This window comes from Citrobacter sp. wls829 (assembly GCF_005280825.1).
Classification (GTDB): Bacteria; Pseudomonadota; Gammaproteobacteria; order Enterobacterales; family Enterobacteriaceae; genus Citrobacter; species Citrobacter gillenii.
Genome location: NZ_SZWP01000027.1, coordinates 70,755 through 86,567 on the forward strand (window position 1 = coordinate 70,755; position 15,813 = coordinate 86,567).

A 15,813-nucleotide genomic window follows, 5' to 3' on the forward strand; every position below is an offset into this window, starting at 1 on the left:
GTGTTCATCGTCGAATTTCGCAGTTACACTCCCAAAGCTGTCTGAGGGTGAACGATACTTCACAGCATGGGTCAAATGGCTATCTCAAAAAAGAATACAGGACAGAGGTTATGTTCAGGCAGTTGAAAAAAAACCTGGTTGCTACCCTCATTGCTGCACTGGCCATCGGTCAGGTCGCGCCCGCATTTGCTGACACTGCGGACACCCTACCGGATATGGGAACCTCAGCAGGGAGCACGCTTTCCATCGGGCAGGAAATGCAGATGGGCGACTATTACGTACGCCAGCTGCGCGGCAGTGCGCCGTTAATTAACGACCCTTTGCTGACCCAATACATTAATTCTCTGGGGATGCGTCTGGTCTCACACGCGGACTCCGTCAAAACCCCCTTCCATTTCTTTTTGATTAATAACGATGAAATAAACGCCTTTGCCTTCTTTGGCGGCAACGTTGTGCTGCACTCTGCGCTTTTCCGCTATTCCGATAACGAAAGCCAGCTGGCATCGGTGATGGCGCACGAAATTTCTCACGTCACGCAGCGCCACCTGGCGCGTGCCATGGAAGACCAAAAGCGCTCTGCCCCGCTAACCTGGGTAGGGGCTCTGGGTTCTATTCTGTTGGCGATGGCCAGTCCGCAGGCGGGGATGGCAGCACTGACCGGTACGCTGGCCGGCACCCGTCAGGGGATGATCAGCTTTACGCAGCAAAATGAACAGGAAGCGGACCGTATCGGTATTCAGGTCCTGCAACGCTCAGGATTTGATCCGCAGGCCATGCCGACGTTTCTGGAAAAACTGCTCGACCAGGCGCGCTATTCCACGCGCCCGCCTGAAATTCTGCTGACGCACCCCCTGCCAGAAAGCCGTCTGGCGGATGCGCGTAACCGTGCTAACCAGATGCGACCGACGGTGGTGCAATCCTCGGAAGATTTTTACCTGGCAAAAGCGCGAACCCTCGGCATGTATAACTCGGGTCGCAACCAGTTGAGCAGCGACCTGCTGGATAACTGGGCAAAAGGCAACGTCCGCGAGCAACGGGCGGCGCAATATGGCCGCGCGTTACAAGCAATGGAAGACAGTAAATACGACGAGGCGCGTAAAGCGCTACAGCCGCTGCTGTCTGCCGATCCGAACAATGCCTGGTATCTCGACCTGGCGACCGATATCGATCTCGGTCAGAAGAAAACCGGCGATGCAATTAATCGCCTGAAAAACGCCCGCGACCTGCGCGTTAATCCGGTATTGCAGCTTAACCTGGCGAATGCCTATTTACAGGCCGGTCAGGCCAAAGAGGCCGCTACCATCCTGAATCGTTATACGTTTAATCATAAGGATGACGGCAACGGCTGGGATCTGTTAGCACAAACGGAAGCAACGCTGAATAACCGCGATCAGGAACTGGCAGCGCGCGCAGAAGGCTATGCGCTGGCGGGACGTCTTGACCAGGCCATTTCTATGCTCAGCAGCGCAAGTTCACAGGTGAAGCTGGGAAGCCAGCAGCAGGCAAGATACGATGCCCGTATTGACCAGCTACGCCAGCTGCAAGAGCGCTTTAAACCGTACACGAAGATGTAACTATTGAATACTTACCGGATGGTGACGCTGTTGCGTCTTATCCGCCATCCGGCAGTTTTGCTATGCAAGGAGAAGTCATGTCAGACGCGATTAAAATCTACCATAACCCACGTTGCTCAAAGAGCCGTGAGACACTGGAATTACTGAAGTCCAACGGCGTGGAGCCGGAAGTAGTGCTGTATCTCGACACTCCCGCAGACGCAGCAACTTTGCGTAATCTGCTGCAGATGCTGGGCATGTCCAGCGCGCGTGAGCTGATGCGCCAGAAAGAAGATCTCTATAAATCGCTCAACCTGGCGGACGAGACTCTGAGTGAAGAGGCGCTGATTCAGGCGATGGTGGAAAACCCGAAACTGATGGAACGTCCGATTGTGGTGGCCAACGGTCAAGCGCGAATTGGGCGTCCGCCGGAGCAGGTGCTGGATATCGTCGGCTAATGTGATGCACCGCAGTCTTTTCGGCTGCGGTGCTTACAGCTTCAGAATCTCTTTGACAAACGGAATGGTCAGCTTGCGCTGAGCGGTGATCGACGCATGATCCAGTTCATCCAGGGTCATAAACAACGTGCGCATTTCGCGATCCAGACGCTTTAGCAGGAAGCGGCCCACATCCTCCGGCAGTTCGAACCCGCGCAATCTGGCGCGTAATTGCAATGCCTGAAGCTTATCTTCATCCGAGAGCGGCTGAAGTTTGTAGATTTGCCCCCAGTCCAGACGAGAAGCCAGATCCGGCAGTCCGAGATTAAGCTGTCTTGGTGGACGATCGCCAGTGATCAGCAGGCGCGTTTTCCCTGATTCCAGAATGCGGTTGTAGAGATCGAAGATCGCCATTTCCCACAGGGAATCCCCGGCCACGCATTCGATGTTATCAATGCACACCAGCGAGAGATGTTCCATGCCATCAAGCACTTCCGGTACGAACCACGTACGCTTATCCAGCGGGACATAGCCGACGGCATCCCCGCGCTGAGAAAGCTCGGCACAGGCTGCGTGCAGCAAATGACTACGGCCCGCGCCTTCACGCGACCAGAGATAGATATACCCGCTATGTTCCTGACGCAGCACGTTTTGCAGCGCGGCCAGTAAAGAGGAGTTATCCCCCGGCCAGAAACTTGCGAAAGTTTCATCGTCAGGAAGATAAAGTGGCAAAGAGAGCTGTGCCGGTGTGTTCAGAGATACCTCAACCCAGGATTTCATAAAATCGCGTTGAGTTTACCACAGAAATACGTCGCGATAGAACCGGGCAGCGATGCCGCCCGGTCAGAGACTTAGTGTTGCGGTCTGTCAGCATCTTCAGCGTCAAGGACAACTTCTTCCGGACGCAGCAGGCTAATCACTTTGAAGATCAGGCTCAGGGCAACGCCGACAATGGTCGCCAGCGCCATGCCTTTCAGCTCAGCCGCACCAATGTGAACCTTCGCACCGCTCACGCCGATGATCAGAATCACCGAGGTCAGGATCAGGTTTTGTGCTTTGTTGTAATCAACTTTTGATTCGATCAACACGCGGATACCGGACGCACCAATCACCCCGTACAACAGCAGTGAGACACCGCCCATAACCGGCAGCGGGATTATCTGAATCGCGGCGGCCAGTTTGCCCACACATGAAAGCAGAATAGCAAAAATTGCCGCCCCGCCAATGACCCAGGTACTGTACACGCGGGTAATGGCCATGACGCCGATGTTCTCACCATAAGTGGTGTTAGGCGTGGAACCAAAGAAGCCGGAGATCACCGTCGACAGGCCATTGGCGAACATCGAACGGTGCAAGCCGGGATCGCGAATTAAATCTTTCTTCACGATATTGGCGGTCACCACCAGGTGTCCTACGTGTTCGGCAATCACCACCAGCGCCGCAGGCAGGATGGTCAGAATAGCCACCCATTCAAAACGCGGCGTGTAGAAGGTCGGCAGAGCAAACCAGTGGGCTTCGGCAATGGGTGTGGTATCCACAACGCCCATCACGAACGAGAGCGCATAACCCGCCAGCACACCAATCAGAATCGGGATAATCGCCATAAAGCCGCGGAACAGTACCGAACCAAATACCGTTACGCCCAGCGTCACCATCGAAATGATAATGGTTTTAGAATCCGGCATTTGTCCTTCAGCTGGCAGCAAGCCTGCCATCCCCGCCGCAACACCCGCCAGCTCAAGGCCGATGACGGCAACGATTGCGCCCATAGCCGCAGGCGGGAACATCACATCCAGCCAACCGGTACCTGCTTTCTTCACGATGAAAGAAACCAGACAGAACAGCACGCCACACATGATAAAACCGCCGAGCGCCACTTCATACCCTAACGGCAGTAGCAGCAGTACCGGAGAGATAAAGGCAAAGCTGGACCCCAGATACGCTGGGATTTTCCCCTTACAGATAAAGAGATACAGCAGCGTACCAATGCCGTTAAACAGCAGGACGGTGGCCGGGTTGATATGAAACAGGACTGGCACCAGTACCGTGGCGCCAAACATGGCGAACAGGTGCTGCAAACTAAGCGGGATTGTCTGTAAAAGCGGCGGTCTTTCACTCACCCCGATAGCACGGCGCGTCATAGTGTTTTCCTCTGAGTATTGTGTTTGAGTAGCGATGGGTTGTTTTATTCAAAAAAAAGCCGACTCTTAAAGTCGGCTTCTTTTTATTTATTCACTTACTTGGTACCAAAAATCTTATCGCCGGCATCGCCGAGTCCCGGAATAATGTATCCGTGCTCGTTCAGCCCCTGGTCGATAGATGCGGTATACAGCTCAACATCCGGGTGCGCTTTTTCCAGCGCAGCGATACCTTCTGGCGCAGCAACCAGCACCAGCACTTTAATGCTGCTGCAGCCCGCGTTTTTCAGCAGGTCGATGGTAGCAATAACGGAACCACCGGTGGCCAGCATCGGGTCAACGATCAGCGCCATACGCTCGTCAATGTTAGACACCAGTTTCTGGAAGTACGGTACCGGCTCCAGCGTCTCTTCGTTACGGTACATGCCCACCACGCTGATACGCGCGCTCGGGACGTTTTCCAGTACGCCTTCCATCATACCCAGGCCCGCACGCAGGATTGGCACAACGGTGATTTTTTTACCTTTGATTTGGTCGACTTCAACCGGGCCGTTCCAGCCTTCAATGGTCACCTTTTCGGTTTCCAGACCAGCGGTTGCTTCATAAGTCAGCAGGCTGCCAACTTCCGAGGCGAGTTCACGAAAGCGTTTAGTGCTGATGTCGTTTTCACGCATCAATCCCAGCTTGTGTTTGACGAGTGGGTGTTTGACTTCCACGATCTTCATACTCTTCTCCTTTCCTCAGACGAGTGGCAACCACAAAAAAAATCGCCGGATTATACCGCTTTTCCTCTCTGGCGCAACACTGCATACGCTTGATATGGATCAACCAAAGTCATTTACGTCTGAAAAATGAGTATAAGACACGCCCCGCGCGCTGGGCGGGGCCGAGCATCAATCCATTGAATTCTATAAAAATTCAGCATTAGTCTGAATGACGTGCTGATACCATGAAAAAGATTTCTTAGGCGAGCGTGCTAATGTCCCACTACCGTCATTATTTTTATCGACGTAGATAAAACCATAGCGTTTTTTCATTTCGCCCGTCCCGGCGGACACTAAATCAATACACCCCCACGGCGTATAGCCCATTAAATCGACGCCATCTTCCACCACGGCTTTTTTCATCTCACTGATGTGGGCCGCCAGGTAGTCAATGCGGTACTGATCGTTCACCGTCCCATCGCTTTCCAGCATATCGATGGCACCAAATCCGTTTTCTACGATAAACAGCGGGAGTTGATAATGATCCCAGAACCAGTTTAGCGAGTAGCGCAGGCCGACCGGATCAATCTGCCAGCCCCAGTCCGATTTTTGCACATAGGGGTTGGAGACCAGGCTTTTCGTTTCGTCATAATCCAGTTGCAGATTCTCCGCTGAAGCCTGCGTAGCAAAGGACATGTAATAACTGAAACCAATATAGTCAACACAGCCCTGAGTCAGCGCCTGACGGTCCTCCTCGGTAATATCCAGCTCAAATCCCCGACGTTCAAAGTAGTTGAGAATATGCTGCGGATATTTGCCACGCACATGGACATCGGTAAACCAGTAACGGCGATGCATGGCGTTCATCGCCATCATTATATCGTCAGGCGCACAGGTCAGCGGGTAAATCGGGCACATGGCAATCATGCAGCCAATTTGCAGCGTGGGATTAATCTCACGCGCCGCTTTTACCGCCAGTGCACTCGCCACCAGTTCGTAGTGTGCAGCCTGATACATTACCGGCTCACGGTCTTCGCCTGGCTGGTACTTCAAGCCGGAGTTGGTAAACGGTGCAAAATCTTCGTGGAAATTAGCCTGGTTATTGATCTCATTGAACGTCATCCAGTACTTCACTTTATGCTGGAAGCGGGTGAAGACCACCTCGGCAAAACGGACAAAGAAATCAATCAACTTACGATTACGCCAGCCGCCATATTCCTTCACCAGATGGTACGGCATCTCAAAATGCGACAGCGTAACCACCGGCTCAATACCGTATTTCAGGCATTCATCGAACAGATCGTCATAGAATTGCAGGCCATCTTCATTTGGCTGCGTTTCATCACCCTGTGGGAAAATACGGGTCCAGGCAATTGACGTGCGAAAGCAGGTAAACCCCATTTCGGCAAACAGCTTAATGTCATCCTGGTAGCGATGGTAAAAATCAATAGCCTCATGGTTGGGGTAATTTTTCCCTGGTAGCACGCCATCGGTAATTTCGCGAGCGACACCATTTGCCCCCGCCGTCATCACATCAGCAACGCTAATCCCCTTTCCCCCTTCCTGCCAGCCACCTTCCAGTTGGTGAGCAGCAACCGCGCCACCCCACATGAAATTTGCTTTAAATCCAGACATGTTAGCTCCTATACCGTTCTGTTTTGCTGATTGAAATGGTAAACGGCACCGTACAACCCGGCGTCGTTGCCGTGGCTGACGATATCGATATATTCCGCAATACCGAACCAGGCCAAATGATGACGCAACAGCGACAGGAATCCAGGGCGTTCAACAATGCCGCCACCGATGAATATCACCTGCGGATCGAACACATTAACGAGGTTATAAAGACCCGTGCCGAGGTCGTTAAAAAACTCAGTGACTAAACGCTGGCAGACAGGGTCTCCGTCGTCGTAGCGATCAAAAACATCTTCGCCCGAGACCTCTGCCAGTGCGCTCCCGATATGTTCCGCATAGCGATGACGTAAAACGCGCAGAGTGCAATTTTCATTCATCGAATAGCGTCTGACATCACGTGTTCCGGGTCGGGCGGTTTGCATATAACCAAATTCACCGGCACGAAAACGCGCGCCATGCACCAGTTGGTTGTTGCAGAAAATCGCCCCGCCAATCCCCGTCCCGATGGTCAGAACAAGGAAATTTTCGATACCGGCTACTTTCCCCTGCCAACGCTCAGCAAGCGCGACACAGTTCGCATCATTTTCAACCGTCACCGGCAGCCCGGTACGCTCTTCCAGCCATGCTTTGAGTGCAAAATGGTCAAACTGGCGAATCGCTCCGCCCATTTCGATATAGCCGGTAGTCGGATTGACATAACCCGGTGCGCTAATGGCGATGCCCTCGCAGTCAGGATGGGCTGAAACCCAGTCCAGCATGCCCTGCAAAATTTTGTCTCCATCGCAGTCAGGCACTGACAGCTTGCCCTTTTCCCGCAATTCGCCCTGTTCGCTAATCACGCCCATTTTTAATGCCGTACCACCAATATCGAATGCTGCGATATTCATTAATGACCCTTCCTTTTGACGTGTGGTCACCGTTAATTTCATCACTGCTGATAAAAACAGAAACCGGTTTCAGTAAGATACTGTGCATTACGTCATCCGGTTTCAAGCACCATGCTGAACCCGGTTTCATTTTCGTGGCTCAGGTCAAATAAAGACGTATGTGAATGTAAATCGCTGAAAAAAACGGCAGAAAAAAGCCGATGCAGAGCGGACTCGCAAACGTTTGCTTTCCCTGTTAGAATTGCGCCGAATTTAACTTTTACTGCAAGTAAACACGTGGGGAACCAGGCAGTGACCGATAAAACCTCTCTTAGCTACAAAGATGCCGGTGTTGATATTGACGCAGGGAATGCTCTGGTCGATCGAATCAAAGGCGTAGTAAAGAAAACCCGTCGCCCGGAAGTTATGGGTGGTCTGGGTGGCTTCGGTGCGCTGTGCGCATTGCCGCAAAAATATCGTGAACCGGTACTGGTTTCCGGCACTGACGGCGTAGGTACAAAACTGCGTCTGGCGATGGATCTGAAGCGCCACGACACCATCGGTATTGACCTGGTGGCGATGTGTGTCAACGACCTCGTGGTGCAGGGCGCTGAACCGCTGTTTTTCCTCGACTACTATGCCACGGGTAAGCTGGACGTCGATACCGCTGCCAGCGTGATCGCCGGTATTGCCGAAGGTTGCCTGCAGTCCGGCTGTGCGCTGGTCGGGGGTGAAACCGCTGAAATGCCGGGGATGTATCACGGTGAAGATTACGATGTGGCCGGTTTCTGCGTAGGCGTGGTTGAGAAATCAGAAATCATCGACGGCTCAAAAGTGGCTGATGGCGATGTGCTGATTGCGCTTGGCTCCAGCGGCCCGCATTCCAATGGTTATTCCCTGGTGCGTAAAATTGTCGAAGTCAGCGGCTGTGACCCGGAAACAACCGAACTGGAAGGCAAATCACTGGCCGATCATCTGCTGGCGCCTACCCGCATTTATGTGAAATCCATTCTGGAACTGATTGAGAAGGTTGACGTGCACGCAATTGCCCACCTGACCGGCGGCGGTTTCTGGGAAAATATCCCTCGCGTCTTGCCTGACAACACCCAGGCCGTAATCGATGAATCCTCCTGGCAATGGCCAGCCGTCTTTAACTGGCTGCAAACAGCGGGTAACGTCAGTCAGCACGAGATGTATCGCACCTTCAACTGCGGCGTAGGCATGGTTATCGCTCTGCCAGAAGCTGAAGTGGACAATGCTCTTGCGCTGCTGAATGAAAAAGGTGAAAACGCGTGGAGAATCGGTATCATCAAAGCGTCTGATTCCGAACAGCGTGTGGTCATTGAATGAAAAACATAGTGGTGCTCATTTCCGGTAACGGAAGCAATTTGCAGGCGATCATTGACGCCTGCAAACAGAAAAAAATCAAGGGCACCCTACGTGCAGTATTCAGTAATAAGGCCGACGCGTTCGGCCTTGAACGTGCACGCGAAGCAGGCATTCCGGCTCATTCGCTGGAGGCAAGCCAGTTTGCCAGCCGTGAAGCCTTTGATCGCCAGCTAATACAAGAGATCGATGCCTATGCGCCGGACGTCGTGGTACTGGCCGGGTATATGCGTATCCTCAGCCCGGCGTTTGTCGCCCACTATGCCGAACGCTTGCTGAATATCCACCCTTCTCTGTTGCCCAAATATCCCGGCCTGCATACACATCGTCAGGTGCTGGAAAACGGTGATGAAGAACACGGAACCTCCGTTCATTTTGTCACTGACGAACTGGACGGTGGGCCGGTTATTCTGCAGGCGAAAGTGCCGGTGTTTGACGGCGACAGCGAAGATGACGTGACGGCACGCGTTCAGGCCCAGGAACATGCCATCTATCCGCTGGTGGTCGGTTGGTTTGTCGATGGTCGTCTGCAAATGCGCGATAACGCAGCCTGGCTGGACGGCATTCGCCTTCCACCACAAGGCTACGCAGCCGACGAAGCATAAAATAGCCTCCCAGCCTCGTAGGTCGGATAAGGCATTCACACCACCATCCGGCACTCATGTGGGCTTTTATGCCGGATGGTGACGCTAAAGCGTCTTATCCGGCCTACATCCTGCAATTCCCCTCATTTTTTCTGGCACATGCCAGTCGTGCTCGCCATAATGATCACGTAGTGTCCCGTGAATGAAACGGAGTAAAAGTATTAATGGGTCAGGAAAAGCTATACATCGAGAAAGAGCTTAGTTGGTTAGCGTTCAACGAACGCGTCCTGCAGGAAGCTGCTGATAAGTCAAACCCGTTGATTGAACGGATGCGTTTTCTGGGCATCTATTCCAATAACCTCGACGAGTTTTATAAAGTTCGTTTTGCCGAACTAAAACGCCGCATCATTATTAGCGAAGAGCAGGGTTCTAACTCTCACTCCCGCCATCTGTTAGGCAAAATCCAGGCCCGCGTACTGAAAGCCGATCAGGAGTTCGATGGCCTGTACAATGAATTACTGCTGGAGATGGCGCGCAATCAGATATTCTTAATCAATGAGCGCCAACTGTCAGCCAATCAGCAGAGCTGGTTGCGTCATTACTTCAAGCAATATCTTCGCCAGCACATTACGCCGATCCTGATTAACCGCGAGACAGATTTAGTCCAGTTTCTGAAGGACGACTATACCTATCTGGCCGTGGAGATCATCCGTGGTGATGCCATTCGCTATGCGCTACTGGAAATTCCGTCTGACAAGGTTCCCCGCTTTGTAAATCTGCCGCCGGAAACGCCCCGTCGTCGCAAGCCCATGATCCTGCTAGACAACATCCTGCGTTATTGCCTTGATGACATTTTCAAAGGGTTCTTTGATTACGATACGCTGAATGCCTATTCGATGAAAATGACCCGCGACGCTGAATACGATTTGGTTCACGAGATGGAATCCAGCCTGATGGAGCTGATGTCGTCCAGCCTGAAGCAACGTCTGACCGCAGAGCCTGTGCGCTTTGTCTATCAGCGTGATATGCCCAATGCGCTGGTCGAAATCCTGCGTGAAAAACTGACGATCTCTCGCTACGATTCGATCGTCCCCGGCGGGCGTTACCATAACTTTAAAGACTTTATTAATTTCCCCAACGTTGGCAAAGCTAATCTGGTGAACAAGCCGCTGCCTCGCCTGCGCCATATCTGGTTTGATAACGAAAAGTTCCGTAACGGATTTGATGCCATCCGCGAACGCGATGTGCTGCTCTATTATCCGTATCATACTTTTGAGCACGTCCTTGAACTGCTGCGCCAGGCCTCGTTTGACCCGAGCGTGCTGGCTATAAAGATCAATATCTACCGCGTGGCAAAAGACTCCCGCATCATCGACGCAATGATCCATGCGGCCCACAACAGTAAAAAAGTGACCGTGGTCGTCGAATTACAGGCGCGCTTTGATGAAGAAGCCAACATTCATTGGGCCAAGCGTCTGACCGAAGCCGGCGTGCACGTCATCTTCTCAGCACCGGGACTGAAAATTCACGCCAAGCTGTTCCTTATCTCACGTAAAGAAGGCGACGAGGTGGTGCGCTACGCCCATATCGGGACCGGGAATTTCAACGAAAAAACGGCGCGACTGTATACCGACTACTCTTTGCTGACCGCCGATTCGCGCATTACCAACGAAGTGCGTCGGGTGTTCAACTTTATCGAAAACCCGTATCGTCCGGTGACCTTTGATTATCTATTGGTTTCCCCGCAGAACTCGCGACGTCTGCTGTACGCGATGATCGACAAAGAGATTGCCAATGCACAGCAGGGGCGCTCTTCCGGCATTACGCTAAAACTGAACAACCTGGTCGATAAGGGCCTCGTTGATCGACTCTATGCGGCGTCCAGTTCGGGCGTACCGGTTAATTTGCTGATCCGCGGAATGTGCTCCCTGATCCCGAATCTGGAAGGCATCAGTGATAATATTCGCGTGATTAGCATCGTTGACCGCTATCTTGAACATGACCGGGTCTATATCTTCGAGAATGGCGGCGATAAACAGGTATACCTGTCCTCGGCGGACTGGATGACAAGAAACATCGATTATCGTATCGAAGTCGCCACGCCGCTGCTGGATCCACACCTCAAGCAGCGCGTGCTGGATATTATCGAGATCCTGTTCAGCGATACGGTAAAAGCCCGTTACATTGATAAAGAACTGAGTAATCGCTACGTGCCACGTGGAAACCGCCGTAAGGTTCAGTCGCAGTTGGCGATTTATGACTACATCAAATCACTCGAGCAACCTGACACTAGCCTAAATAATTCAAGTTGTGGGAAGGCGGAAAATGAGAGAATCCCCGGGAACTTACGCCAGTAAGTGACTGGGGTGAACGAATGCAGCCAACACATACACAACTTGAAGTATGACGGATAAACGCTATGCCAATACACGACAAGTCACCACGACCGCAGGAATTTGCTGCGGTCGACCTGGGTTCAAATAGTTTCCATATGGTTATTGCCCGCGTAGTTGACGGAGCGATGCAAATTATAGGGCGACTAAAACAACGCGTACATCTGGCGGATGGACTCAGCGAAGACAATAAGCTGAGCGAAGAAGCCATGGAGCGCGGATTAAGCTGTTTGTCATTGTTCGCGGAACGACTGCAGGGCTTCCCCCCATCAAGCGTCTGTATTGTGGGGACTCATACGCTGCGTCAGGCACTAAATGCCCCTGATTTTCTCAAGCGCGCAGAAAAGGTCATCCCCTACCCGATCGAAATTATTTCCGGTAACGAAGAAGCCCGACTGATTTTTATGGGCGTGGAACATACGCAGCCGGAGAAAGGCCGTAAGCTGGTGATAGATATCGGCGGGGGTTCTACCGAACTGGTGATCGGTGAAGATTTCGAGCCTAAACTGGTCGAGAGCCGTCGGATGGGCTGCGTCAGCTTTGCCCAGATGTATTTCCCAGGCGGGATTATCACTCGGGAAAACTTCCAGCGCGCCCGCATGGCGGCAGCGCAAAAACTGGAAACCTTAACCTGGCAGTTTCGAATTCAAGGTTGGAACGTGGCGCTGGGTGCCTCAGGCACCATTAAAGCGGCGCACGAGGTGCTGCTGGAGATGGGTGAAAAAGATGGCTTTATTACCCCCGAACGCCTGGAAATGCTGACCAGTGAAGTCCTGAAGCACACCTCTTTTTCAGCACTCAGTATGCCAGGGCTGTCCGAGGAGCGGAAAGCGGTTTTTGTCCCCGGACTGGCTATCCTGTGCGGCGTTTTTGATGCGCTGGCAATACGTGAGCTGCGCCTTTCTGATGGTGCGCTTCGGGAAGGCGTACTGTATGAAATGGAAGGTCGCTTCCGCCATCAGGATGTACGCAGCCGTACTGCCAGCAGCCTGGCAAACCAGTACAACATCGACAGCGAACAGGCGCGCCGCGTGCTGGAAACCACTATGCAAATGTATGAGCAGTGGCATGCGCAGCAGCCTAAGCTGGCGAACCCGCAGCTGGAAGCATTACTCAGATGGGCCGCCATGCTGCATGAGGTGGGATTGAACATCAACCACAGTGGCCTGCACCGCCACTCGGCTTACATTCTGCAAAACAGTGACCTACCGGGTTTTAACCAGGAACAGCAGTTGATGATGGCGACATTGGTTCGCTACCATCGCAAAGCCGTTAAGCTGGACGATCTGCCACGCTTTGCGTTATTTAAGAAGAAACAGTTCCTGCCGCTTATCCAGCTGCTACGTCTGGGTGTCTTGCTGAACAACCAGCGCCAGGCGACGACCACGCCGCCGACGCTGACGCTTATCACCGACGAGAACCACTGGACATTGCGCTTCCCGCATGACTGGTTCAGCCAGAACGCGCTGGTTTTGCTCGATCTGGAAAAAGAGCAGCAATACTGGGAAGCCGTAACGGGCTGGCGGCTTAAAATTGAAGAAGAACGCTCACCCAATATCGCCGCATAACGCTTCAACAGGTGCCAGAGTTTCTGGCACCTGTTCTTGCAAAATCTCATGCAGCGGCTGCGGTTTACCGATCAGATAGCCCTGCATATAATCAATTCCTAAAGAAACCACCGCGCTGCGTATTTCTTCGCTTTCGACATACTCCGCCACCACCATCATTCTTTTCATTCGCGCCAGGTGACAAATCGATGCCACAATTTGGTAGTCGAGGCTATTCGAAACAATATTGCGAATAAAGCTGCCGTCAATTTTCAGGATATCGGCGTTCACATTTTTCAGTCGCGCATAGCTGGCATAGCCGGTGCCAAAATCATCAATCGCTATCTGACAGCCAAGTAACTGCAATTGCAGCAGCGTTGCCTGCGCTTGCTCGGCATTGGTTAAGGCATTGCTTTCCGTTACCTCAAAGACCAGTTGCCAGGCTTCAATCTTATATTTCACCAGCAATTGCGCGATATCGGTCGGAAGTCGGGCGCGACACACCGAGGTAGGCGATAAATTAATAGCAAAGCGACGGGCTGGCATTCTCTCCCGATTCTGAGCCATAAATTTCAACGTGTTTTCAATCACCCACAGATCGATGCTGGAGGACAAACCGAACTCATGCGCGACGGGTAAGAAACAATCCGGCGTAACGATTTCATCGTCATCCCCTTTCAGACGCAGCAGGATTTCATGGTACACATCGCCACGCACACCATAAATGGGCTGTGCCATCAGGAAAAAGCGGTTGTGCTCCAGCGCCTGCTGTAGCCGATTCATCATCGCCACTTTATCTTTCAGGTCCCGCTGCAGGTGCATGGCACCACGACGTTGCAAATTTTCAGGCGTATTGGTGGCAAGGGAAAGTTCGGCAATGGTGCTAAGTTCGCCCAATAACAGGTAGATATGATTAACCGGAGAGCGAACATAGCAATAACTGATCCCCACCTGTGGCTGTAAAGGCATACCATCCCAGACAAAGCGGAATTGCTTGATGTGCTGATCCAATGCCTCAATGCGCTGCTGATGGGACTCGGTGTTAAACCGCAGGACAAGGTCATTACCCGATAGCTGAAAGACGTACTCATCCTATTCCAGAAAGGGCGCTATCCAGTGAGCGATTCTTTGCTTGTACTGGATACGTAGCATGATCCCATAATTTTTGACCAGCGGTTCCATGCCAGGGATCCGCAAGAAACAGAGCACGGACCAGGGCGACTTCTTCAGCTCCCGGTTCAACGCGCGCAGATTTGGAAGATGCACCATAGGATCAAAATACGCCAGACGATATGTACGTCGGGTAACGGCTCTCTGACGCGTTGCCAGCACGGCGATGTAATTTACGATAAAGGAGAAAACAAGATAGCTCGACGAGGTGATCGCCAGCTGCGTATCGTAACCTGAGTACCAGGGCATGTAGCTCTGATAATGATGTATTCCCGTAATGAGTATGACCGCCCACATCAGTGAAATAAGTCGATAGCCGTAACGCATTGCCCCCCACAGCATGACGGGCAATAACAGGGATAAGGTATAATTCGTACTGAAAATCGAGCTATTTTCATTTAACGGCATACACAACAGCGTCATCAACGTCGTCAATACTATCAACCACGCTGCAAACTCCGTTTTCGAGACTTTATTATCAAACTGCTGTTTTAACTGAGAAAAATAGCCGCGCAGGTGAAAAGGGTTCCGTATTGCCCGAATTATAAAATAACATAGCGGAATACCCACAAGGTTTCCCGTCAGTAAGGCCTGATAATTGATCAATGTGCCGGTATTGAAAGGCATGACGCCCATCATCCCTGATTTGCTCGCATACACGCCAACAAACGCGGCAAACTGAAAGAGTACCAGGAACAGCGTTGCCGGACAGAAAACCTGCCAAAATATACGCTGAAACATCAGATGCGAGTCACCGTGAGCCACGTTGTTCCGTCGGGGGGCAAACACCCGATATCCACCCCAACTGAGAACAATCGTTACGACAAAGTGTGCAATGATTGACACTGTTTCAAACACGCCAACCTGTGGGAGTTTATACCAGCTGATCGCAATGATAATTCCCGGTAATGCGCCCCAGCCAAAAAAGAGCATCAGGCTAATCATCAGCGCTAAAGGTAGATAAAAAAGAACGACATTCCCCGTACTAATATGCGCGTAGGTGTTCACACAACTCAGTAAAGGCAACAACAGGGAGGGTAAGATGAGAGGTAATGCCCACCATTGGTCTCTAATAACAATATACTTTTTATTGATTTTCATAGATGCTCAGTAGAGTCCCTCACATCCTGAAGGGGTATTCAGACAGGTATCCCACCTGACTTTAAAACAATGATGTACAACACATCATAATGACTCATCAATTTTAGTTATCACCTGATTAGGGCGTTTGACATATATCAAGAAAAACAGGACCCATTAATCATTTATTACCTTTTTCCCCTTTTGTTATCGTTAATTCATTATTAATGCAAATAATAAAATTATCTTTCATAACATAAGAAGATAAAACAACTGATGCATTTTTACATAATGATGAATTGACCATTCCCTCACAGTGT

General features: G+C 51.6%; 10 protein-coding genes and 2 pseudogenes. 6 read left to right on the top strand and 6 right to left on the bottom strand.

From position 1 onward, the window contains the following. Window positions 1-110 precede the first annotated feature (110 nt). Complete coding sequence (gene bepA, locus FDW88_RS02350) at window positions 111-1,574, top strand: beta-barrel assembly-enhancing protease (protein WP_115257799.1); 1,464 nt, start codon at window positions 111-113, stop codon at window positions 1,572-1,574. Window positions 1,575-1,651: 77 nt separating this feature from the next. Beyond that, window positions 1,652-2,011 carry an arsenate reductase (glutaredoxin) gene (gene arsC, locus FDW88_RS02355; protein ID WP_096756192.1) on the top strand — a complete coding sequence of 120 codons (360 nt, stop codon included), beginning with the start codon at window positions 1,652-1,654 and terminating at the stop codon, window positions 2,009-2,011. A 33-nt stretch (window positions 2,012-2,044) separates the two neighbouring features. Here arsC and FDW88_RS02360 read toward each other — a convergent pair whose 3' ends face one another. From FDW88_RS02360 to bglK, 5 genes are all read right to left on the bottom strand, one after another. Then, window positions 2,045-2,746, bottom strand: a complete 702-nt coding sequence (locus FDW88_RS02360) for a DnaA inactivator Hda (RefSeq protein ID WP_212726261.1) — start codon at window positions 2,744-2,746, stop codon at window positions 2,045-2,047. Window positions 2,747-2,841: 95 nt separating this feature from the next. Further along, window positions 2,842-4,131: a uracil permease gene (gene uraA, locus FDW88_RS02365; protein ID WP_096756190.1), complete on the bottom strand. Its 1,290-nt coding sequence runs from the start codon at window positions 4,129-4,131 to the stop codon at window positions 2,842-2,844. A 95-nt stretch (window positions 4,132-4,226) separates the two neighbouring features. Continuing rightward, the gene (upp, locus tag FDW88_RS02370) at window positions 4,227-4,853 is read right to left on the bottom strand and encodes a uracil phosphoribosyltransferase (RefSeq protein ID WP_096756189.1); all 627 of its coding nucleotides are present in this window, start codon (window positions 4,851-4,853) and stop codon (window positions 4,227-4,229) included. Between the two features lie 183 nt (window positions 4,854-5,036). Then, entirely contained in the window at window positions 5,037-6,467 is a 1,431-nt protein-coding gene (locus tag FDW88_RS02375; RefSeq protein ID WP_137361938.1) for a 6-phospho-beta-glucosidase, read from the bottom strand. A gap of 8 nt (window positions 6,468-6,475) precedes the next feature. Continuing rightward, on the bottom strand, window positions 6,476-7,354 hold the full coding sequence (bglK, locus tag FDW88_RS02380; RefSeq protein ID WP_137361939.1) for a beta-glucoside kinase BglK: 879 nt from the start codon (window positions 7,352-7,354) through the stop codon (window positions 6,476-6,478). Window positions 7,355-7,645: 291 nt separating this feature from the next. Between bglK and purM the strand changes: the two genes are divergently transcribed. The 4 genes and pseudogenes from purM to ppx all read left to right on the top strand — a co-directional run bounded on the left by purM (window position 7,646) and on the right by ppx (window position 13,264). Next, complete coding sequence (gene purM / locus FDW88_RS02385) at window positions 7,646-8,683, top strand: phosphoribosylformylglycinamidine cyclo-ligase (RefSeq protein ID WP_096759359.1); 1,038 nt, start codon at window positions 7,646-7,648, stop codon at window positions 8,681-8,683. Beyond that, window positions 8,680-9,324, top strand: coding sequence for a phosphoribosylglycinamide formyltransferase (purN, locus tag FDW88_RS02390; RefSeq protein WP_096756186.1), 645 nt, complete (start codon window positions 8,680-8,682; stop codon window positions 9,322-9,324). Before purM ends, purN begins: the two co-directional genes overlap by 4 nt. A 203-nt stretch (window positions 9,325-9,527) precedes the next feature. Continuing rightward, a pseudogene (gene ppk1 / locus FDW88_RS02395) lies at window positions 9,528-11,591 on the top strand (polyphosphate kinase 1); the annotation flags it as partial. 131 nt (window positions 11,592-11,722) lie between these two features. Beyond that, window positions 11,723-13,264 carry an exopolyphosphatase gene (gene ppx, locus FDW88_RS02400; RefSeq protein WP_137361940.1) on the top strand — a complete coding sequence of 514 codons (1,542 nt, stop codon included), beginning with the start codon at window positions 11,723-11,725 and terminating at the stop codon, window positions 13,262-13,264. Here ppx and FDW88_RS02405 read toward each other — a convergent pair. Further along, window positions 13,244-15,514 (bottom strand): annotated as a pseudogene (locus tag FDW88_RS02405) (EAL domain-containing protein). The gene ppx and the pseudogene FDW88_RS02405 sit on opposite strands and share 21 nt — an antisense overlap. Between the last annotated feature and the right edge of the window lie 299 nt (window positions 15,515-15,813).